Below are 23,602 nucleotides of genomic sequence, written 5' to 3'. Positions count from 1 at the left end.
CCGCTCGCCCACCCGGAACATTTTCGGGATTTCGACAGCCGCGGCAGACAAGAGTGGACCGGACACGCTTCCCGTCCGATTTTCCGCCCCCGACGGCCTCGCACAGACCAAGCCAGGTCGAAATTCCGGTGAACAGTCCGTTAATTCTGGACCGATGCCGGTCCGGTCACCGCCCAGGATGACATCCCGGCCGTGACGCCGTCGAACGTGAAATCCGCATGGTCGCACTCCGGGAAAAGGTCCCCGAATGTTCACTACGACCGACCACCTGGGCTTCAGTCTGACGCAATTGCGCTACTTTGTGGTATCCGCCGAGCTCGGCAACATATCGGAGGCGGCAGAGAAGCTGTGCGCATCACAGTCGACGGTCTCGTCGGCCGTGATGCGGCTGGAACGTCAGCTCGGTGTTCAGCTGCTTCTTCGCCATCACGCCCGCGGGGTCACCCTCACCCCGAGCGGTCGGCACCTGCTGCGAGCGGCACGAACCCTGCTGGGGCAGGCCAGGAGTCTCAAAGCCCAGGGCGACGCCCTGGCGAGCGGCACGGCCGGCCGGCTCGACGTCGGGTTCTTCTTCCCGGTCGCCCCGTTTCTGCTGCCCCTGGTCTGCCGAATGACCAGAGAGCGGTCCGTGGCGCTGCAGTTGAACGTTCACGAGGAATCCGCCGACCGGCTTCTGGAGTTTCTGCAGGACGGCCGGTGCGAATTGGCTGTGACATATGATTTCCTGTCGGGCGATTCCACGTTCCACCCGCTGGTCGACCTGCCCGTCCATGCCCTGGTGGCCGATGGCGACCCGATCGGCAGGGCCGGCCCGGTCAATCTGGCGGAGCTGGCCGCCCGACCGCTCGTCACTTTGAACATCCCGGCCGTTCTCCGCCATTTCGAAACGATGTTCGCCGACACCGGCGTCCCCATGCCGCAGGTGATGACGACAACGAGCCTTGAGACAATGCGCGGTCTGGTGGCCGCCGGTTCCGGGTTCACGTTGATGTATCAACGCGCTTCGAACATGACGACTCTGGACGGAGGGAAGGTTCGAGCCGTCGAGATCACCGGCGATACGCCTTCTTCGTCCCTCGGTGTCGCCATGATGCCCGAGCTGGCCATGAGCAGCCGCGGTGACGCCTTCCTGGACGTGCTCAGATCAGCGGTTTCGATCAGCTACGGCATGAATTCACTTGCGCGACCCGGGAGACCCCTCGGCGCGACCGCCGGCACGCGGCCGTCCTGAGCGCGGTTCCGGTCGGGCTCGAAACCGGGTTCCATTCCCCGGTACCAGCGTTTTGCATATTTCTGCCGGACGGCTGCCCGGCACGGGTTACCGTAGGTGAGGAGTGTTGTGCTGGCGGTTATCTTCGCAGGTCAGGGAAGTCAGGAAAAGGGGATGGGTGCCGAGGTCTTCGGGTATTACCCGGGGCTGGTGCAGTTCGCGTCGGACACGCTGGGATACGACCTCGTTTCGCTGTGCACGGAAAATCCGGACGGACTGCTGGCCCGTACCGAGTACACCCAGCCGGCGCTCTACGTCGTCAACGCGCTGCGTACTTTCGAGCGGGTTCACCGCGAGGACCGGCCGGCCGATTTCTACCTGGGCCACAGTCTGGGCGAGTACAATGCCCTGCTCGCGGCCGGCGTCTTCGACTTCGAAACTGGACTACGGCTGGTCGCCAAGCGCGGTGAACTGATGGCGGCGGCCTCCGACGGCGGTATGACCGCGGTGCTGAACACACCGGCGGAACACCTCCTGAAGATCTTCGCGGACGACGGCGTCGACGGCGTCGACATCGCCGGTTTCAACACCGCCTCGCAGATCGTCATCGCGGCCACACCACCCGTACTGGCCGTGGCGCACGCCTGCCTGAAACGCCGGGAAATCCGTTTCGTGCGGCTCAGGGTGAGTGCGCCGTTCCACTCCCGGTACATGGAGCCGGCCCGGGTGCGCTTCGCCGAGTTCCTGAAGCGGTTCAGCTTCGCCGAACCCGCCGTACCGGTCGTCTCCAACGTCACGGGCCGGCCCTACCGGCCGGGACAGGTGACCCGAATGCTCACGGAACAGCTGGTGACCCCGGTGCGCTGGACCGACAGCGTCCGTACCCTGCTCGACGGCGACGACGGGCTGGAATTCACCGAAATAGGGGGCTCTGCCCTCACCCACATGGTGCAGAAGATCAGGTCTGGAGTGTGACGGATGGCAACGACGAAAGAAACGATCCGGCAGTACCTGGAGGACCGCTTCCTCTTCGAGTTCGACGATGCGATCACCCCGGACACCGACCTTTTCAAGGCGGGTGTCATCGACTCGTTCGGCTACGTCAGGATGATGGAGTTCCTGGAGTCCGAGTTCTCCGTCGAGATCGTCTCGGAGGACATCCTCATGAACGTCTTTGTGTCGCTCACCGATATCGCCGGATTCGTTGACGGGAAGATCTCCGCGAACTAGAAGGACGGATCATGTGCGGGCTGGCTGGTTTCCTCTCGACCTCGCTGCACCCCGGTGCCACCGCCGAGGTCATCACCTCGATGCTGTCGAACATTCGCCACCGCGGGCCGGACGAGGCCGGCTACTACCTGGACGACGGCATCGCCATGGGGGCGGCGCGGCTGGCCATCGTGGATCTCCCCGATGGCTCGCAACCCATGTCCGACCCGTCACAGCGCTACTGGATCTGTTTCAACGGTGAGATCTACAACCACATCGAGCTCCGCGCGGAACTGGAACGTCTCGGCCGCCCGTTCCGCACCGACCACTCCGACACCGAAGTGGTGCTCCAGGCGTGGATCCAGTGGGGAGCGGCCTGCTTCACACGCTTCAACGGCGCCTTCGCGGTCGCCATCAGGGACGCGGCGACCGGCGAACTCGTCCTCGCCAGGGACCGCTACGGCAAACGCCCGCTGTTCTACGCCGACCACGGCGGTGACTTCCTGTTCGCGTCCGAGATGAAGGCGTTCCGCGCCTTTCCCGGATTTAGTTTCGAACTCGACCCGAGGGAGCTGGCCACCACCTACGCCGTGTGGACGCCGCTGCCCGACCGCACGCCGTTCCGGGGCATCCGCCAGCTGCCGATGGGCTCCGTGCTGACCATCGACCCGGACCGCCGCTCGCTGCGCTCCTACGAGGACCTCACCTTCGACGTGCCCGGTTTCGACGGCACCGAGGCCGAGGCGATCGACCTCGTCAGGGGGACCCTGCGCACCAGCGTGGAGCTGCGCCTGCGGACCGATGTCGAGGTCGGCGTCTACCTCAGCGGCGGTCTGGACTCCTCGGTGGTGACGAGGCTGGCCACCCAGCTCTCCCCGCACCGGGTCCGCACGTTCTCCGTGGCGTTCCAGGACAAGAACTTCGACGAGTCCGACAGCCAGCGCCTGGTCGCCGAGCACCTGGGCACCCTGCACTCCACGGTCCCCATCACCAGCGCGGACATCACCGACAACTTCCAGACCGCCGTGTACCACGCCGAGGTCCCCACCTTCCGCACCTCCTTCGTGCCGATGTTCCTGCTGTCCCGGCACGTCCGCGACGCCGGCATCAAGACGGTCCTCAGCGGCGAGGGCTCCGACGAGGCGTTCCTCGGCTACTCGCTGTTCCGCGAGACCCTGCTGCGCCGGCGGTGGAACGAGCTCCCCGAGGACGAGCGCCGCAGCGGGCTGGCCGGCCTGCACCCGGAGCTGGATCACTTCGGCCCCGCCCACCAGGCCCACCTGCTCGGCCTGTACCAGCAGTTCTCGGTGGAACGGCTGCCGGGCCTGTTCTCCCACGAGATGCGCTACCAGAACGGCAGGTTCGCGGCCCGGCTGCTCGCCGGCCGCCTCGACCCGTTCGCCGACCTGCTCGACCTCGTCGCCGGGACCCCGGGCTACGCGGACATGCCCGCGGTGCACAAGGCGCAGTGGCTGGAGTACAAGACGCTGCTGCCCGGATTCCTGTTGTCCACGCAGGGAGACCGCGCCGCGCTGGCGCACAGCGTGGAGAACCGCTGCCCGTTCCTCGACCCGGCCGTGGTGCGCGCGGCCGCGTCGGTGAACCTGCGCTACGACGACGGCCGGATCGAGAAGGCCATCCTGAAGAAGGCGTTCCGCGCCGAGCTCCCGGAGTGGACCACCAGCCGACCCAAGCAGCCCTACCGCGCGCCGGGCAGCGCCGCGTTCAAGGAAAGCCGCCCGGACTACCTGGAACTGCTGCTGTCCGACCACGAGTTGGCCAGAATCGGCTGCGTGGACCAGAAGTTCGCCCGCCGCCTGGTCAACAAGATCATGTCGTCGCCGGTCGAGGAGATCAGCACCAAGGAGGATCAGACCTTCCTCTACCTGCTGACGACCGCCGTGCTCAACCAGCAGTTCGTACTGGGCGACGAGAGCAGGCCGGCCACGCCGCCGACCGCCGCGCCGAACCTGCGCGTGACCGTGGACAACCGCCGTGCCGTGCGGCGAGCGAGGGAGAGCCGATGAGTGCCGACGACATCGCGATCACCGGTCTCGCCCTGCGCTTCCCCCGCTCCGACACGCTGGTCGAGCTGTTCGACCACCTCGCGGCGGGGCGCTCGCTGATCACCGAGGTGTCCGCGGAACGGTGGTCCAAGGAACGCTACTTCGGCGATCCGCGCAGCGGTGAGGAGCGGACGAACAGCGTCTGGGCCGGGTTCGTCGAGGACGCCGACCGCTTCGACGCGGCCTTCTTCAACATCTCTCCGCGCGAGGCGGAGACGATGGACCCGCAGCAGCGGTTCGCGCTGGAGCTGGCCTGGAAGGCGATCGAGGACGCGGGATACCGGGCGGGCGAGCTCGCGGGCAGCCGCACCGGCGTGTTCATGGGCCTGTGCCACGCCGACTACGCCGAGCTCATCGAACGCGACGACGTACCGACCGACGCCTACTTCCCGACCGGCACGGCGTACTCGATCGTCGCCAACCGGCTGTCCTACTACTTCGACTTCCACGGCCCCAGCATCACCAACGACACCGCCTGCTCCAGTTCCCTGGTCTCGGTCTACGAGGCCGTCGCCGCACTGCACAACGGCGACTGCGACCTGGCGCTGGCGGGCGGCGTGAACCTGTGCTGGTCGCCGAAGCTGTTCGTCGCGTTCAGCAAGGCCGGCATGCTCTCGCCCACGGGCCGGTCGCACGCCTTCGACCAGGACGCCGACGGGTTCGTCCGCGGCGAGGGCGGCGCGGTCCTGCTGCTCAAGCCGCTGGCCAGGGCGCTGGCGGACAACGACTCCGTGTACGCGGTGATCAAGGGGGTCGGCACCAACCACGGTGGCAGGACCAACTCGCTGACCGTGACCAACCCGGCCGCGCAGGCCGCGCTGATCGAGGACGTCTACACCCGCGCCGGGGTCGCGCCCGAAACCGTGAGCTACATCGAGGCCCACGGGCCGGGCACCCCGGTCGGCGACCCGATCGAGATCGTCGGCCTCAAGCGCGCCTTCCAGAGCCTGCACGACACCAACGGGACCAGGCCGCGGCCGGACAGCACCGGCATCGGCTCGGTCAAGACCAACATCGGCCACCTGGAATCGGCCGCGGGCGTGGCGGGCGTGGTGAAGGTGATCGGCGCGATGGCCGCCGGGATCCTGCCGGCGACGGTCAACTTCCGGACCCAGAACCAGTTGATCGACCTGGACGGCAGCCCGTTCTACATCGTCGGCGACACCCGGCCGTGGCCGGGCGGCGACGGTGTACCGCGCCGCGCGGGCGTCAGTTCGTTCGGGTTCGGCGGGACCAACGCCCACGTGCTGCTTGAGGAACACGTCGGCCGGGAACACGGCGGCGAGGCGCCCGCTGCCGAGGCGCCGGGGCCGTACGTCGTCCCGCTCTCGGCGAAGAACCCGGAGCGGCTGCGCGTGCTGGCCCAGGGGCTGCTGGACCACCTGCTGGCACCGGAGAACGCGCTGCGGCCACGCCAGTCGCTGGCCGACATCGCCCACACGCTCCAGGTCGGCCGCGAGCCGATGGCGGCCCGGGTCGCGTTCGTCGTCTCGGACCGGGACCAGCTCGTCGCCGCGCTGGAGTCCGCACTGGAGTCCGCGGTGGCCGGTGAGGTGGCCGGTGAGGTGGCCGGTGAGGTGGGCAACCCCGCCGGGGCCGGCCCGGAGGTGGTGGCGGCGGTGGAAACGTGGGTGCGCGGCGGAACCTCCGACTGGCCCCGGCAGCCCGGGGCCCGTCGCGTGCGGTTGCCGACCTACCCGTTCGCCCGGGACCGGCACTGGTATGCCGCGCCGCGGACCGAGGCTCCGGGCACCGCGACGCTGCACCCGCTCGTCCACCGCAACACCTCCGACCTGGCACAACAGCGCTACACCTCCACGTTCACAGGCTCCGAGCCCTTCCTCGCCTCGCACCAGGTCCGCGGCCGGCGGGTGCTGCCCGCGGTCGCGTACCTGGAGATGGCACGGGCCGCCGTGGAGTTCGCGGCCACCCGGGACGGGTCGGTCCGGCTGCGCGAGGTCACCTGGATGCGGCCGATCGTCGTCGACGAACCGGTCGATGTCCCCATCGGACTGACGCCGCGTGATGACTCCATCGCGTTCGAGTTCCGCCAGGGCGAGACGATCCACAGCACGGGCTCCGCCGAGATCGTCACGGTGCCGGAGCCGTCGCCACTGGACCTGGACGCCCTGCGCGCGTCCTGCCGTACCACGCGCGGCACCGAGGAGATCTACGCCCGGTTCCGCGCCCAGGGCCTGGAGTACGGGCCGGCCATGCGCGCGCTGCGCGGGGTCCGGGTCGGCCGGGACGAGGCGATCGCCCGCATCCTGGCGACCGAAACCGACGGGTGCGTGCTGCCGCCGAGTGTCCTGGACGCCGCCTTCCAGACCTCCGTGCTCCTGATGGACGAGACGGCCGGCCCGACCCTGGCCTTCGCCCTCGACGAGCTCCAGGTGTACCGGCCCTGCCCGTCCGAGACCTGGGCGTGGGTCCGGCGGAGCGGGGACTCCGGAGCGCTCGCCACGTTCGACATCGACCTGTGCGACCGCGACGGCGTGATCAGCGCCAGTCTGCGGGGGCTCGCCCAGCGCACCACCGCCGCGGGCCCGCGCGTCGTCACGGCGACCTCGCGGTGGATCGACAGGCCGCTGAACCCGGACGGTGGCTCCCGCACCGCGCACACCGTGACCCTGCCGGAGATCACTCCGGCGGATCCGGCCGACGGCATCGACGCCATGACGGATCAGGTCTTCGCCGAGGTCCAGCGGCTGCTCACGTCCGGTCCCCGGGCCGGGCACCGGTTCGTGGTGCTGGTCGACGGCCGGACGCCGGCGCACTTCCACGAACCGCTGGCGGGCCTGTTCCGAACGGTCACGCTGGAGAACCCGCTCGTCTCGGGCCGTGTGGTCCGGGTCGCCGGCCTGGGTTCGGCCTCCCCCGCACAGGTCGCGCGGATCGTGCGGGAGGAGTGCGCCGACGACTCCGCCGACACGGAGGTCCGCTACTCCGCCGACGGCACCCGGCAGGTGCTGGAACCCGTCGAGACGCGGCTCGGCGCCGGTCCGCGGGTGCCGGAACTGCGGGCGGGCGGCGTGTACTGGGTCACCGGTGGCCTGGGTGGCATCGGCCCCGACATCGCCCGCTATCTGAGCCGTGCGGAGGCGACGGTCGTCCTGAGCGGACGATCCACCGCCGGCTCCGCCGAGTCCCTGCGCGCCGAGGGTGTCGACGCGCACTACCTGCCGGTCGACGTCGCCGACGCCGAGGACGTCCGAGCCGCGGTCGGGACGATCCTGCGGGAGCACGGTTCGCTCGACGGCGTCGTGCACGCGGCCGGTGTGCTGCGCGACCAGTACCTGCTGCGCAAGGACCTCACCGACGTCCGGCTGGTGACCGCGCCGAAGGTCCGTGGCACGCTCAACCTCGACGCCGCCACCCGCCACCTCGACCTGGACTTCTTCGTGCTGTTCTCCTCGGTCGCCGGTGTCTACGGCAACCCGGGACAGTCCGACTACTCGGCGGCCAACGCGTTCCTGGACGCGTTCGCCCGGCACCGGCAGTCGCTGGTCGACGCGGGTGAGCGCAACGGCAGGACCGTCGCCATCAGCTGGCCGCTGTGGGCCGACGGCGGCATGACGCTGGACGAGGTCACCCGCGAGTCGATGCGCCGCGAGCGCGGGTGGGAGGCCCTGCCCACCGAGGACGGGCTGCGCTCCTTCGGCCGGTCCCTGCTCGCCGACGCCCCCGCGCACATCGTCGTCGCCTACGGCGCCGAGGCCACCCTCGCCGTACGGCGCCGAACGGTACCGGCCCCCGTGGCGTCCTCCGGCGGCCTCACGGCGTCGCCCGGTGATGTCACGGCGCCCTCCGGTGGCGACGCGGCGGGCGACCTGCTGGAGCGGACCGAGGACCTGCTCAGGGGGGTCGTCGCCGAGGTCCTTCGGCACGCCCCGGAGCACATCCGGCCGACCAGCAACCTCATCGAGTACGGCATCGACTCGCTGAGCATCCTGGAGGTGACCGCCCGGCTGGAGAAGCTGTTCGGGCCGCTGTCCAAGACGATCTTCTTCGAGTACCTGAACCTCGCGGACGTGGCCGCGCACTTCGTGGAGTCGCGGCGGGAGCAGCTGGAAGCCGTGCTGGGGGCGACGGAGGGGGCCGGCACACCGGCCGCGCAGCCGGAGGCCCCGGCCACCCGGTTCGAAGACCCGGCCGGGTCCGCCGCCACCGAAGTCCGCGAACCCGGGCGCGACGACCGGCACGACATCGCGATCATCGGCGTGTCCGGGCGCTACCCCGGCGCCGACACGATGGACGAGCTGTGGGAGCTGCTGGAGAACGGCCGGCACACCTTCGAGGAGATCCCCGCCGACCGCTGGGGCCACGAGGCCGTCTACGACAGCGACCGGGCCGTGCCGGGCAAGAGCGTGATCAGGACCGGCACCTTCCTCCGCGATCTCGACAAGTTCGATCCCCGCTACTTCCGCATCTCCAAGCGCGAGGCCGAACAGATGTCCCCGGAGGTGCGGCTGTTCCTCCAGGCCGGCGTGCAGGCGCTGGAGGACGCCGGCTACTCGCGGGAGACCATCCACCGCCGCTACCAGGGTGACGTCGGCGTGCTCGTGGGGACCATGAGCAACCACTACAACCTGTACGGCTTCCAGAACAGCCTCACCCGCGGCGCGCCGCAGAGCGGCAGCTACACCGGGACGCTCCCCAACATGCTGTCCTACTTCTACGGTCTGACCGGGCCGTCGATCTTCCTGGACACCATGTGCTCGGCCTCGTCGACGTGCGTGCACCAGGCCGTGCAGATGCTGCGGGCCGGCGAGTGCCGGATGGTGGTCGCGGGCGGCGTCAATCTGATGCTGCACCCGTACAACCTGATCACCTCGTCGGAGGAGCACTTCACCACCGGCACCTCCGATGTGATCCGCAGCTTCGGCCACGGTGTGGACGGCACCATCCTCGGTGAGGGTGTCGGCGCCGTGGTACTCAAGCCGCTGGTCGACGCCGAGCGCGACGGCGACCAGGTGTACGCCGTGATCAGGGGCACCGCCCTGTCCAACGCGGGTGCCCGCAACGGCTTCACCGTGCCGAGTCCGGGCATGCAGGCGCACGCGATCGAGAAGGCGATCAACGACGCGGGGGTCGACCCGAGGACGATCAGCTACGTCGAGGGGCACGGCTCGGGCACCGCGCTGGGCGACCCGATCGAGGTCCGCGCGCTGACGTCGGCGTACCGGAAGTACACCCCGGACAGTCAGTTCTGCGCGCTCGGGTCCGTCAAGGCCAACATGGGACACCTGCTCGCGGCGGCCGGCATGATCGGCCTGGCCAAGGTGCTGCTCCAGCTGCGGCACGGCAAGCTGGTGCCGTCCCTGCACAGCACGGAGCTCAACCCGGACATCGACTTCGCCGACACGCCGTTCCGGGTGCAGCAGTCGCTCGCCGACTGGCGGCCGGCGGTCACCGTGGTCGACGGCCGGCAGGTCACCCACCCCCGCCGGGCCGGCATCACGTCGATCGGCGCCGGCGGCATGAACTCCCACATCATTCTTGAGGAGTATCCCGAACGTCCGGTGCGCCGGGAGCCGTTCGGCGAGCAGTTGTTCGTGTTCTCCGCGATGAACGAGGCCGCGCTCGGGCGCTACCTGGCCGCCTTCCGTGACCACCTCGCCGGGGTGCGGGAAGCCGACCTTCCCGACATCGCGTTCACCTTGCGGGTGGGCAAGAACGAGTTGCCCACCCGCTGGGCGTTCGTGGCGGGTGACCAGCGGTCCGCGCTGGCGGCCGTCGACGGATACCTGGCCGGCCGACGGGATCTGCCCGCCCACGAACTCGCGACGGCCTGGGTCGCCGGCCGGAGCGTCGACTGGGACCAGCTGCCGACGGCGCGGCGGGTGTCGCTGCCCGCGTACCCGTTCGAGAAGGTGCGCTGCTGGGTCGAGCAGACCGACGGCGCGCCGTCCGTGCTGGCCCCGCTGGCGCTGCGGGAGCGGCTGCACCCGTTCCTGGGGCGCAACGAATCCGATGTCCGCGGCCTGCGCTACGGCCTGGACGTCCACCTCGCCGACCTGCTCGACTACGGCTACCGCCTGGACAAGGTGCCGGCCGTCGTGTCCACCTTCGCCGTGGATCTCGCGCTGGCCACCGCCAGGGTCAGCGGGTTCGCCGCGGAGGCGTCGGTCCACGACCTCCGTGTGCTGCGGCCGGTCGACTGGTCCACGGCCAAGCGGCTCGTCACGGAGTTCACCGACGGTCACGGCACCGTACGGACCGAGGACGGCTCGGCGGCCGTCGAGTTCACCGTGCGGGCCGCCACGGCACCGTCCGGCCGGGTCGATCTGAGCGGACTGCGGCGCGTCCTCACGCGGGAACGGTTCCTGGCCGAGCTGGCCGAGGGCGGGCTGGACTACAAGCCCGCGTCGTGCGCGGCCGACGGCGTGTTCCGCACGCCGGACGGTCGGACCGTGCTGGGCGTCGGCCGGCCCGGATTCCAACAGGACCATGTCCGGCGCAACGTCACCATCGAGCCGTTCGTGCTCGCCGTGATCGCCCAGGGCGTGCAGTGGGAGGCCAAGCACGCCGGGGTGCCGGACTGGACCCGGGTCGCGCTCAACCGGGTCGGGGAGATCCGGGTGCGGGCCGGTTCGCCGGTCACCCACGTGGTGTTCGGGGACGACCGGATCGTCCTGGTCGGGGGCACGGGTGAGATCGTCGGAGAGCTGAGCGGCGTGCGGCGCGGGGTCGGCGGGACAACGCCGGCTGACCGGACGGTGCCGCAGGCCGGCCCGGCCCTGATCCCGGTCGACCGGGTCCCGGTGAGCGCGAAGCCGGTCGCACCGGCCGTACCGGCCGTCGTGGACACTCTGCGGTCCATCGCCGCCGGCATCCTCAAGTTCGAGCCGGAGGAACTCGACCCGGGTACCGGCCTGGACGCGTTCGGCTTCGACTCCATCTCGCTGGTGACCTTCGCGCAGGAGATCCACGAGCGGCTCGGTGTCACGGTCAGTCCGGCGGTCTTCTTCGACGTCAGCACGCTGGAGGCGCTGGGCGCCCACCTGGCCGACGAACACGGTGCCACCGTCGAGGTCCAGCCGCAGCCACAACCACGGCCGCAGCCGGTCCGTGTCGAGTCCGATCCGCGCATGCCGGTCGCCGTCATCGGCGCGGCGGGGCGGTTCCCGGACGCCCGCAACCTGGACGAGTACTGGGCGAACCTGGTGGCGGGCAAGGACTCCGTCACCGCGTTCCCGCTGCACCGGTACGACGAGAACCACCGCAGGACCATCGAGGCCCAGGACTTCCCCAAGCGGATCGGGGCCCTGGACGACATCGACGCCTTCGACGCCGGTTTCTTCCGCATCCTGCCGCGCGAGGCCGAGCTGATGGACCCGCAGCACCGCCTCGCGCTGGAAACGGTGTGGCAGGCGCTGGAGGACAGCGCGTACCGGCCGGCCGACCTGCCGACCAGCACCGGAGTGTTCATCGGCGTCACGGGCAACGACTACGCGACGCTGCTCACCACGTTCGGCGTGCGGCCGGACGCGTTCACGTCGACCGGGACGACGCACTCGATCCTGGCCAACCGCATCTCGTACCTGCTCGATGTGCGCGGCCCGAGCGAACCGATCGACACGGCCTGCTCCAGCTCGCTGGTGGCGGTGCACCGCGCGATCGAGGCGATCCGTTCCGGCGCGTGTGACATGGCCGTCGCGGGCGGGGTGAACGTGCTGCTCAGCACGGACACGTTCGTCAGCGCGCACCGCGCGGGCATGCTCAGCCCGGACGGCCTGTGCAAGACCTTCGACGCCGGCGCGAACGGCTATGTCCGTGGCGAGGGCGTCGGGGCGGTCGTGCTCAAGCCGCTGGCCGCGGCGGAGCGCGACGGTGACGCGATCCTCGGCGTGCTCAGGGGAAGCGCGTACAACCACGGCGGCCGGGCGAACTCGCTGACCGCGCCGAACGCCGACGCCCAGGCCGAGCTCGTGACGGCCGCCGTCGGCGGCCTCGACCCGGACACCATCGGCTACATCGAGACGCACGGCACCGGCACGGCCCTCGGCGATCCGGTGGAGGTCCGCGCGCTGCGCACGGCGTTCCGCCGGCTGGGGCGCAGCGACGACGGTGCGTGCGGCCTCGGTTCGGTCAAGACCAACATCGGCCACCTGGAGTCGGCGGCGGGCATCGCCGGACTGCTGAAGGTGCTGCTCGCGCTCAAGCACGGTGTGCTGCCCGCGACTCAGCACGTCGAGCAGGTCAACCCGTACATCGAACTGGCCGGCGGTCCGTTCCACCTCGTGCGGGAGAACGAGCCCTGGCCGCGGCCCCGCAACCCTGACGGCAGCCCCGCGCCGAGGCGTGCCGGGGTGAGCAGCTTCGGGTTCGGTGGCGTCAACGCCCATGTCGTCGTCGAGGAATACGTTCCCGGCGACCTGACCGAGGAGGCCGCCGGGACGGTCGCGGTGCCGCTGTCGGCACGCACCGCGCGGCAGTTGACCGACCGCGCCCGGGATCTGCTGTCCTACCTGGAGACGTCGGACGAGGTCCCGCTGCGGTCCGTCGCGTGGAGTCTGCAGGTCGGCCGCGAGGAGATGGCGGAACGAGTCGGCTGGGTCGTCTCCTCGCGTGCCGAACTCGTCGACAGGCTGCGGGCGTTCGTCACCACCGGCGACCGTGGTGTCAGCGGGGACCCGATCGGGCGGTGGATCGGCGGTGCCACCGTCGACTGGCGCTCGTTGTCCGGCGGCGAGCCGCCCAGGCGCGCACAGCTGCCCGGATACCCCTTCGCCCGGGACCGGTTCTGGTTTCCCGGCACCACGAAGGAGACCGGCACGACGCTGCTGACTCCGCGGTGGACGCCGACGCCCGCCGCCGCGACCGGCCGGTACGACCGTCGCGTTGTCCTGCTGTGCGGGGTCGACGGGTCCGTGCCCGGGGCCATCCGCCTCGACACGGACAAGCAGCGGCCGGAGAGCCGGTTCCGTGATCTGTCCTGGCAGGTGCTGGAGAGCATCCGTGGCCTCGGTGCCCAGGACGGCACCACCCTGGTCCAGGTGATCACGGAGAACATCGCCCTGGCCGGTCTGCTGCGGACCGTCACCAAGGAGAACCCGCGGATCGTCGGCCAGGTCATCGGTGTCGACGGTGACGGCGGTGACGGCGGTGTCGACGTGGCCGCCGTCGTGGCGGAGAACGCCGGTGCCACCGACGACCTCATCGTCTACCGCGACGGTGTCCGGCACACCCGCACCTGGGCCCCGGCCGCGCCCCGGGGAGCGGCGTCCGGCAGGCCCTGGCGAGACGGTGGCGGGTATCTGATCACGGGCGGTGCCGGTGGTATCGGCGCCCTGACGGCCCGCCGAATCGCCGCTGACGTGCGGCGGCCGACCATTGTGCTGGCCGGCCGGTCGCCGGGTGACGACCGGGTCGAGAGCCTGCTCGCCGAGCTGCGGCAGGCCGGCGCGGTCGCGCGGTACGTGCGCGCCGACGTCTCCCGCTGGGAGGAGGTGCGGCACCTCGTCGCCGAGGCGGGCGAGATCACCGGGATCGTGCATTCCGCCGGCGTGGTACGGGATTCGCTGCTCGCGGAGAAGACCGTCGAGCAGTGGGACGACGTGCTCGCGAGCAAGGTGGACGGTCTCGTGCACCTCGACCGGGCCACCGCGCACTGTCCGCTGGAGTTCGTGCTGGCGTTCTCCTCGGGCGCCGGGATCACCGGCAACCCCGGGCAGTCCGACTACGCGACCGCCAACGCCTTCCTCGACGGGTTCGCCGCCGTGCGCAACGCCCTGGTCGCGGACGGGCACCGCCGTGGGCGCACGCTGTCCGTCGCGTGGCCGCTGTGGGAGGACGGCGGCATGCGGGTCGGCGACAGCACCCGGGCGTATCTGTGGGAGGACCGGGGGCTGTCGCCGATGCCCACGGAGGCGGGGTTCACGGCGCTGACCGACGCCTGGAACGCGGGGGCGGACCAGGTATGGGTGCACCACGGCGACCCGGAGCGGGCGCGGACGGGAACGCCGGCCCCGCCCCCGCCGCTGCCGGCGGCGACTCCCGAACCCGCCGGCGACCCGCACGTCCTCGACCACCTCGTCACCCTGTTCGCCGAGGTCACCAGGCTCGCGCCGGGCTCGGTCGACCCCGACCGCCCGCTCATCGACATCGGCCTGGACTCGGTGCTGGTCCTCCAGCTGAACCGGGAGCTGGTCAAGAGCCATCCCGATGTCTCCTCGACGATCTTCTACGAGCAGCCGACCCTGCGGGCGGTGGCCGACCAGCTCGCGGGCCGCCGGCCGGAACCGGCGCGCCGACGGCCGACCGCCACCGCCCACAAGCCGACCATCAGTACCGAGCAGCCCGTGGCCACCGCCGACGAGCCGGCCGCCACCGTCGAACAGCCGACCGTCGGCACCGACGAGCCGATCGCGATCATCGGGCTGAGCGGGCGCTACCCGGGCGCCGCCGACCCGGACCAGTTCTGGGACAACCTCAGGGCCGGCCGTGACTGCGTCCGTGAGGTGGACCGCTGGCCGCTGGACGGCTTCTTCGAACCGGACCGCAACACGGCGGTCGCCACCGGTCGCAGCTACAGCAAGTGGGGCGGCTTCCTGGACGACTTCGCGGCCTTCGACCCCAGGTTCTTCGGCATCGCCCCGCGCGACGCGTACGCCATGGACCCGCAGGAACGGCTGTTCGTGCAGGCCGCGTGGGAGGTCCTCGAGGACGCGGGCTACACGAGGGCACGCCTCGCCGACCGCCACGGCCACGGGATCGGGGTGTTCGCGGGCGTCACCAAGATCGGCCACGCCCGGCACGGCGTGGGCCGGTTGCCCTCGGGCGAGCTCGTGGTGCCCGGCCTGTCGTTCGCCTCGCTGAGCGCCCGCGCCTCCTACCTGCTCGACCTGCGCGGACCGAGCCTGACGATCGACACGATGTGCTCGGCGTCGCTGACCGCGATCCACGAGGCGTGCGAACAACTCCGGCGCGGCGCGTGCGAGGTGGCGATCGCCGGCGGCGTGAACCTCTACACGCACCCGCTGGACTACGTCGAGCTGTGCCGCTCCGGCATGCTCTCGCCCGACCGGCACTGCCGCAGCTTCGGCGCCGGCGGCCACGGGTTCGTACCCGGTGAGGGCGTCGGATGCGTGCTGCTCAAGCCGCTGTCCCGGGCGGTGGCCGACGGGGACCGCGTGCTCGCGGTGATCCGGGGCTCCGGCGTCAACCACGGCGGCCGCACCACCGGCTACACCGTGCCGAGCCCGGTCGCCCAGGCCGATCTGATCCGGCGGACGCTGGACCGGGCCGGGGTCTCCGCGCGGCAGATCGGCTACGTCGAGGCGCACGGCACCGGCACCGAACTGGGCGACCCGATCGAGATCACCGGCCTGACCACGGCGTTCGAGCAGGACACCGCGGACCGGCAGTACTGCGCGATCGGCTCGGTGAAGTCGGGCATCGGCCACCTGGAGGCCGCGGCCGGGGTGGCCGGCCTGACCAAGGTCCTGCTCCAGCTCAAGCACCGGCAGCTCGTGCCGAGCCTGCACGCCGAACAGCTCAACCCGAACATCAGCTTCGAGCGGACCCCGTTCCGGGTCCAGCGCGAACTGAGCCCGTGGCACTCCGACGGCCCGCGGATCGCGGCGGTGTCCTCCTTCGGTGCCGGTGGCTCGAACGCGCACGTGATCGTCGAGGAGTATCCCGTGCAGCCCACTGACGGTGCGACAAGCGGCACCGAACAGGTCGTCGTCCTCTCGGCGAGGACTCCCGAGCAGCTCACCGCGGCCGTCGACGGGCTGGCCGGGTTCCTCGACCGCAACCCGGACACCGACCTCGCCGACCTGGCCTTCACCCTCCAGGTCGGACGGGAGGCGATGGCCGAGCGGTACGCGGTCGCGGTGTCGTCGACCGCGGAGCTGAGGACCGGCCTGCGGGCCGGCCGGGGACACCGGGGCACCGTCGGGGCTTCCGGTGGTCTGCTCGCGGAGATCACCGGCGACAGCGATCTCCAGGAGCTGCTGGTCCAGCGGTGGATCGCCGCCGGCAAGCTGTCCAGGCTCGCGGCGCTGTGGGCGTCGGGCGTCGAGGTGGACTGGGAGCGCCTGCACCGGGGGGCGCCGCGCCGGGTGGTGTCGCTGCCCACGTACCCGTTCGCGAAGGAGCGGTTCTGGATCGGTGACCTGACCCGGCCGATGCCCGCGCCGGTTGCGGCTCCGGTCGTCGAACCCGTTGTCGTGCGGCGGAGTCCGGACGCGGTGCGGCGCGGTCCGGACGAGCTCGTGCCCGCCGTCGTGCGGGAGAAGATCGCCCGCGCGCTGGCGCTGGAGGCCGCCGAGGTCGAGGGCGGGCTGGCGTTCGCCGACTACGGCCTGGACTCGATCCTGGCGATCCGTGTGGTGCACCAGCTCAACGAGGCGCTGTCGCTGGACCTGCCGACGAGCGTGGTTTTCGACTTCAGCACGGCCGACCGGCTGGCCGCGCACCTGCTCACCGAGTACAGGGACACCATCGTCCACACGGAAGGCGTCCCGGAGACGGCGCCGGCGCCGGTGCCCGTGCCGACGCCGGAAACCGTCCCGGGACCGGCCGTGGAACCCGCACCCGTGGGGATCGGGCACCGGGGACGCTCTTCCGTGGACGGGGAGCGCGGACCGATCGCGGTGATCGGCATGAGCGGCCGGTTCGCGGGCGCCGACTCGCTCGACGAACTGTGGACGCACCTGGCCGACGGCGACGACCTGGTCACCGGGACGGCCCGGTTCGACCTCGACGGCGTGAGCATCTGCACCCGGGGCGGCTTCCTCAGCCGCATCGACGAGTTCGACGCGATGTTCTTCAACATCTCCGGCACCGAGGCCGCCGTGATGGACCCGCAGCAGCGGCTGCTGCTCGAAGAGTCCTGGAAGGCGCTGGAGGACGCCGGCTACGCGGGCCGGATGGGCCGGCGGCGCTGCGGCGTCTACGTCGGGGCCTGGGCGGGCGACTACCAGGGGCTGCTCGACCGGGACGCACCGGCGCAGACCCTGTGGGGCAACATGACCTCGGTCATCCCGAGCCGGGTGTCCTACTTCCTCGACCTCAAGGGCCCGGCGATCGCCGTCGACACGTCGTGCTCCAGCTCGCTCGTGGCGATCGACCTGGCGTGCAAGGACCTCTGGTCCGGTGAGACCTCGATGGCGTTGGCGGGCGGGGTGTTCCTCCAGTCCACACCGCGGCTGTACGCGCTCGCGGACCGCGCCGGCATGCTCTCGCCGACCGGCCGCTGCCACACGTTCGACCACCGCGCCGACGGTTTCGTGCCCGGTGAGGGCGTCGGAGTCGTTGTGCTCAAACGGCTTGAGGACGCGCTGGCCGACGGCGACCACGTCCACGGCGTGATCAAGGCCAGCGGGGTCAACCAGGACGGCGCCACCAACGGCATCACCGCGCCGAGCTCGGTGTCCCAGGAGAGCCTGCTCGGCGAGGTGTACGAGCGGTTCGGTGTCGACGTGGAGCGCATCGGACTCGTCGAGGCGCACGGCACCGGCACCAGGCTCGGCGACCCCATCGAGTTCCAGGCGCTCAACCGCGCGTTCCGTGCCCGCACCGACAGGACGGAGTACTGCGCGGTCGGCTCGCTGAAGACCAACATCGGCCACACCCAGTTCGCGGCCGGCATCGCGGGCGTGCTGAAGGTGCTGCTGGCGATGAAGCACCGGCAGATCCCCGCCTCACTACACTTCGAGACCGCCAACGAGGCGATTCCCCTTGCGGGAAGCCCGTTCTACCTGAGCACCCGTACCCACGGCTGGAATTCACCGCCCGGCGTCCCGCGCTGCGGTGTGGTGAGCTCCTTCGGCGCCAGCGGGACCAACGCGCACCTCGTGATCGAAGAGGCTCCGCCCGTTGCGCGAACCGGTGCACCGCCGGCGGAACACCCGGTGGTGCTGTCGGCCCGGAGCGAGCGGCAACTCGTCGAACAGAAGCGCCGGTTGGCGGCACACGTCCGGGCCGACGCGTCGATCGACCTCGGCGACCTCGCGTACACCCTGGCCGTCGGCAGGGAGCGCTTCGCGCACCGGTTCGCCTGCGTGGTCCGCGATCGTGACGAGCTGCTCCAGGTCCTCGACGGCACGGTCCCGGCCCGGCTGCCCGAGGACGGCCGGGTGCCGGCCCAGGGCCGGCGCATCCCGCTGCCGACCTACCCCTTCTCCCGCGACCGGCACTGGCCCGCGACCGGCGACGATCGGGTGACGCCGGCCCGTGCGGACGGCCCGCCGCGCGACCAGGTGACGCTGACCCGTGCGGACGGCCTGCTGCGCGACCATGTGGTGCAGGGCCGCCACATCCTGCCCGCGGTCGCCTGTCTCGAACTGGCGCGCAAGGCGCTGGGCGCCGTCACGGTGCGGATGCGCAATGTGACGTGGGTACAGCCGCTGGAGGTTGCGGACAGTCCGGTCGACGTACGGGTCGATGTGCGCGCGACCGGCAAGGGCGGTCACCGGTTCGAGATCGCCACCGGCCGAACCGTCTGCTGTGAAGGCGGCATCGCGCCGTCCGACGCCCCGCGCCCGCCCCGGGTCGACCTCGCCGCACTGAGCGTGGGCTGCCGGGAAACCGTCTCCGCCGACCGGATCCACGACGCCCTGGTGTCGATGGGAATCGACCACGGCCCGACCCTCCGGGCGATCCGGCAGGCCCACGTCGGCTCCGGGATCGTGCTGGCCGAACTGGTGCTGCCCGAGTCGGCGGAGCCGGGGCCGCTGACGCCCGCGATGCTGGACTCGGCGATCCAGGCGGCGGTCGCGGCCCACCTCACCGGGATGCGGGACACCGCCGTGCCGTTCGCCCTGGATCAGCTCGACCTGTTCGCCCCGTGCACGCCGACGATGTGGGCGGTGGTGCGGGGCGGCGAGTCCGGGCCGCTCAGCAAGCTGGACATCGACCTGGTCGACGCCGACGGCGAGGTCTGCGTGCGGCTGACCGGATACACCTCGCGCCGCACGGCCCGGACCGGGCCCGCGCTGTTCGCTCCCGTGTGGGACCCGATCACCGCGGTCGACGCGCACGTGCCCTCCCGTACCGACCGGGTACTGGTCGTCGGCGGGCCTTCGGCGCTCGAAACCACCCTGACCTGGCCGCTGCCGCCGTCGGCGTCCGTCGAGGAGGTGACCGCCGCGCTGCGTGGCCTCGGACCGATCGACCACCTGGTCTGGACCGCACCCGAGACCAAACTGGAGCCCACCGACGCCGCCGGCCACGTGGCCGCCCAGAACGACGGCGTCGTCGCGGCGTTCCGCATGATCAAGGCGCTGATCGGTGCCGGGTACGACGCCCGGCCGCTGGGGATCACGCTGGTCACGGCCCGCGCGCTCGCCACCCACGCCGGCGACCCCGTCCAGCCGGCGCACGCCGGGCTGCACGGCCTGTTCGGGTCGCTGGGGCGGGAGTACCAGCAGTGGACCGTTCGCCGCGTCGACCTCGACGGCCCCGAGTGGCCCGCCGATCTCACGGCCCTGCCCGCCCGGTCGCCCGATGACGCCTGGGTCCGGCGGGCCGGCCAGTGGCTCGCCCGGCACTGGGCGCCGTGCGAGGCACCGGCGAAACCGGTGTACCGCGAAGGTGGCGTCTACGTCGTGATCGGCGGTGCCGGCGGTCTGGGCACGGCGTGGACCGAGCACGTGGTGCGGCACTTCGGCGCGCACGTCATCTGGATCGGCCGCAGCGCCCACGATTCGTCCATCGAGGAGAGGATTCGCACGGTCAAGGGGCGCGGCACGGTCCGCTACCTCAGCGCCGACGCCGGGGATCCGGCCGCGCTGCGCCGTGCCCTGACGGAGATCAAGCAGCGCCACCCGCGGGTCAACGGGGTTGTGCAGGCCGCGCTCGTGCTGCGGGACTCCACCTTCGCCAGGATGGACGAGGCCACGCTCCGCGCGGGGCTGGCGGCCAAGGTCGACGTCACGACCGCGATGGCCGAGGTCTTCGACGGCGAGCAGCTGGACTTCGCCGTGCTGCTGTCGTCGATGCAGTCCTTCACGACAGCGGCCGGCCAGGGCAACTACGCGGCCGGGTGCACCTTCAGCGACGCCTACGCACACGCGCTCGGACAGCACTGGGAGACACCGGTCAGGGTCATGAACTGGGGGTGGTGGGGCAACCTCGGGAGCGTCACGTCCGAGTTCTACCGGGAGCAGCTGAGCCGGGTCGGGCTGGTGTCGATCGAACCGCGCGAGGGGCTCGTCGCCCTGGACTCACTGCTCGGTGGGGACCAGCGGCAGCTCGCGTTCGTCAAGACCGACCAGCACAACACCCTGGCGAACTTCGATCGTGCCACCAGGGTCACCGTGCACGATCGGACGCCGTCCCGGGTTCGCGGTGAGCTGCTGATCACGTCCGACCGAGTGGACGGCCTCCTGGACGAGGTCGTGCGGTGGCGCCGGACCGAGCGGGATCCTTGGCTGGCCAGGGTTCTGGCGGCGCAGCTGGCCTCCGTCGACCACGCCACGATCCTGCCGTTGTACGCCGACTGGCTGGAGCACGCCAGGCGAGTCCTCGGGTCGTCGGCCGTCGAGCCGGTGGACGTCGTGCTCGGGCAGTGGGACCGGCGGTGCGCACTGTGGTCGGCCGACGCCGACCGCACGGCCGAGCTGCGTCTGGTCTCCGCCACGCTCAGGGCGTTGCCGTCCATCCTGACCGGCCGGACCAGGCCCACCGACGTCATGTTCCCGCGCGGTTCCGTGGAACTGGTGGAGGGTTGCTACCGGGACAACCACGTCGCCGACCTGTTCAACCGTGCCATGGCCCGTGCCGCCGTCGGCGTCGTGTCGGAGCGGCTGCGCCGGGAACCCGGTGCCCGGCTGCGGATTCTGGAGATCGGTGCCGGTACCGGCGGCACCAGCGCCGGGATGTTCGCCGCGCTCGAGCCGTACCGGGAGAGCATCGAGACCTACGTCTACACGGATCTGTCCAAGGCGTTCCTCAACCACGCGCGTACCACGTACGGGCCGGACGTGCCGTACCTGGACTGCCGGCTGCTCGACATCGAACAGCCGCTGGCCGGGCAGGACATCGCCGAGGGCGGTTTCGATCTGGTGATCGCCGCCAACGTGCTGCACGCGACCAGGGACACCCGCACCACCCTGCGCAACACCAAGGCCGCCCTGCGGGCCGGCGGGTGGCTGCTGCTGAACGAGCTGTCGGCGTTCGACCTGTTCAGCCACCTGACGTTCGGGCTGCTCGAAGGCTGGTGGCTGTTCGACGACCGGTCGCTGCGGATCCCGGGCTCGCCGGCGCTGTCACCGGAGAGCTGGCGGGACGTGCTGGCCGGGGAGGGCTTCGGCACGGTCGTGTTCCCGCTGCCGCAGGCGCTGCCGCTGGGGCAGCAGGTCATCGCGGCGGAGAGTGACGGGGTGGCTCGGCAAGGGGCCGGGGTCAGGCCGGCGGGAGCCGCGCGGCAGGGAGCCGGCGTTTCGGAGCGGCCGGTGCCGGCCCGGCGACCGGAGCCCAGGCCCGCCCTGGTTCCCGTGCCCCGACCCCCGGCCATGAGCCCCGAGGCCACCCCGATCCCCGTGGCCCGGCCCGCGGCCATGAGCCCCGAGCCCGCTCCTTCCGCTTCCTCCGGGCCGGCGGCGAAATCCGACCTGTCCGCGCTCATCCTGGCCAAAGCCGCCACTGTCCTGGGCATCCCGGCCGACCGGATCGACACCTCGGCCCCGCTCATCGGCTACGGCCTGGACTCCATCCTGGTCCTCCAGCTCACCAACGCCCTGCGCGAGGACTTCGGCGACGACGTCTCCTCCGCCCTGCTCTTCGACATCGAATCCGTCGACGGCCTGTGCGCCCACTTCGCGGGCACGGCGGGCGAACGGTGGAACCTCTCGCGCGGTCAGCTGACCATGTACCGGGACCAGCGGCGCCGGCCGGAGTCGACCGCCTACAACCTCCCGATCCTCTTCGAGATCCACGGCGACCTGGACGAGGCGGCCCTGGAGCGGGCGATCCGCGCCCAGACGGAGATCCACCCGGTGCTGAGCGCGGTCTTCGGTGAGCGGGACGGCCTGCCGTACATGGACATCGACCCCACCAGGGTCCCGTCGTTCGACCGGGTCGACATCGCGGCCGGCTCGCGCGTCGCGCAACTGGCCAGGCTGCGGGACCTGGTCGACGTCCCGTTCGATCTGGCGGCGGGCCCGCTGGTCCGGACACATCTGGTCTCCCTGGCCGGGCGACGACGGCTGCTGCTGATCACGGCGCACCACATCCTGCTGGACGGCACGTCGACGGCGGTCCTGATCCGCACGCTCAAGGACGCCTACCAGGGCAAGGTAAGTCCGGTCCTGGCCACCTACGGCGACTTCGTCGCCTGGGAGGAGGCGATGCTCGCCGGTCCGCGGGCACAGCAGCACCGGGACTACTGGGTCCATGAGCTGGAGGGGCCGCGTGCCACGCTCGCGCTGCCCTACGACCGTCCGTACGACCCGAAGCGGCTGCCCCGCGTGGACGTGGCGACGGTCCGGCTGCCGCCGGCGCTGGTCACCGCGCTTGCCGACAAGGCGCGGGAACACCGGGTCAGTGTCGCCACCGTGCTGTTCACGACGTACGTGCGGTTCCTGCACCAACTGACCGGGCAGCACGACCTGGTCCTGGGCATGACCACGGCCGCCCGCCACGAGGAGCGGTTCCAGGGCGTGGTCGGCCAGTTCGCGAACTGCCTGCCCATCCGCTGCACGGTCACCGACGGCTTCCCCGAACTGCTCAAATCCGTGCAGCGCAAGATGGTCGCCGGCATCGAGCACGGCGCCTACCCGTTGCGGGAGATCACCCGCGCGCTGGGAACGGACGACGAACCGCTGGTCCTGACGAACTTCCTGTTCCAGAACTTCGACGGCGCGGAACTGCTCACCAACGACTCGCCGGCCGGTCAGGGCGAGTTGGACCTGCGGCTGTTCGACGACCTGCCGTACACCGGGGAATATGTACTCTCCGCGGAATTCTATCGGGAGGGTGACGGGTACAAGATGTTCCTCAAGTACGACGCGAATGCGTTCAGTGGAGCCACCGCGCGCCGTATGACGGACGAGTGGTATTCGATCATTCAGAGTGAGCTGGGCCTGCGATAAGGGATCGTCGCGCCCCGGCGACGCCGGGCGCCGCACGGCATCCGGGCCGCGACGGTCGTCGCGGCCCGGATGCC

The 23,602-nt window shown here is 71.1% G+C and carries 5 protein-coding genes; all 5 read left to right on the top strand.

The window, feature by feature from the left end; genetic code table 11:
* Nucleotides 1–247: 247 nt before the first annotated feature.
* The 5 genes from ACIP82_RS20610 (at nt 248) to ACIP82_RS20590 (ending at nt 23,528) form a co-directional block, all read left to right on the top strand.
* Nucleotides 248–1,231 carry a LysR family transcriptional regulator gene (locus ACIP82_RS20610; protein ID WP_363610316.1) on the top strand — a complete coding sequence of 328 codons (984 nt, stop codon included), beginning with the start codon at nt 248–250 and terminating at the stop codon, nt 1,229–1,231.
* Between the two features lie 96 nt (nt 1,232–1,327).
* On the top strand, nt 1,328–2,185 hold the full coding sequence (gene fabD, locus ACIP82_RS20605) for an ACP S-malonyltransferase (protein ID WP_400654965.1): 858 nt from the start codon (nt 1,328–1,330) through the stop codon (nt 2,183–2,185).
* A 3-nt stretch (nt 2,186–2,188) separates the two neighbouring features.
* A complete protein-coding gene (locus tag ACIP82_RS20600; RefSeq protein WP_363610320.1) occupies nt 2,189–2,440 on the top strand; it encodes an acyl carrier protein in 252 nt (83 codons plus the stop codon).
* 11 nt (nt 2,441–2,451) lie between these two features.
* Complete coding sequence (gene asnB / locus ACIP82_RS20595; protein ID WP_400654962.1) at nt 2,452–4,446, top strand: asparagine synthase (glutamine-hydrolyzing); 1,995 nt, start codon at nt 2,452–2,454, stop codon at nt 4,444–4,446.
* The gene (locus ACIP82_RS20590) at nt 4,443–23,528 is read left to right on the top strand and encodes an SDR family NAD(P)-dependent oxidoreductase (protein WP_400654960.1); all 19,086 of its coding nucleotides are present in this window, start codon (nt 4,443–4,445) and stop codon (nt 23,526–23,528) included. Before asnB ends, ACIP82_RS20590 begins: the two co-directional genes overlap by 4 nt.
* Nucleotides 23,529–23,602: the final 74 nt, after the last annotated feature.

The organism is Kitasatospora sp. NPDC088548 (assembly GCF_044753005.1).
In the GTDB taxonomy this organism is placed as follows: domain Bacteria; phylum Actinomycetota; class Actinomycetes; order Streptomycetales; family Streptomycetaceae; genus Kitasatospora.
This window is presented reverse-complemented; position numbering and strand designations above follow the sequence as displayed.

Coding starts and splice junctions, on each gene's coding strand:
- ACIP82_RS20610 (WP_363610316.1), top strand. CDS start 248: ATGTTCACTACGACCGACCACCTGGGCTTCAGTCTGACGCAATTGCGC.
- ACIP82_RS20600 (WP_363610320.1), top strand. CDS start 2,189: ATGGCAACGACGAAAGAAACGATCCGGCAGTACCTGGAGGACCGCTTC.
- asnB (WP_400654962.1), top strand. CDS start 2,452: ATGTGCGGGCTGGCTGGTTTCCTCTCGACCTCGCTGCACCCCGGTGCC.
- ACIP82_RS20590 (WP_400654960.1), top strand. CDS start 4,443: ATGAGTGCCGACGACATCGCGATCACCGGTCTCGCCCTGCGCTTCCCC.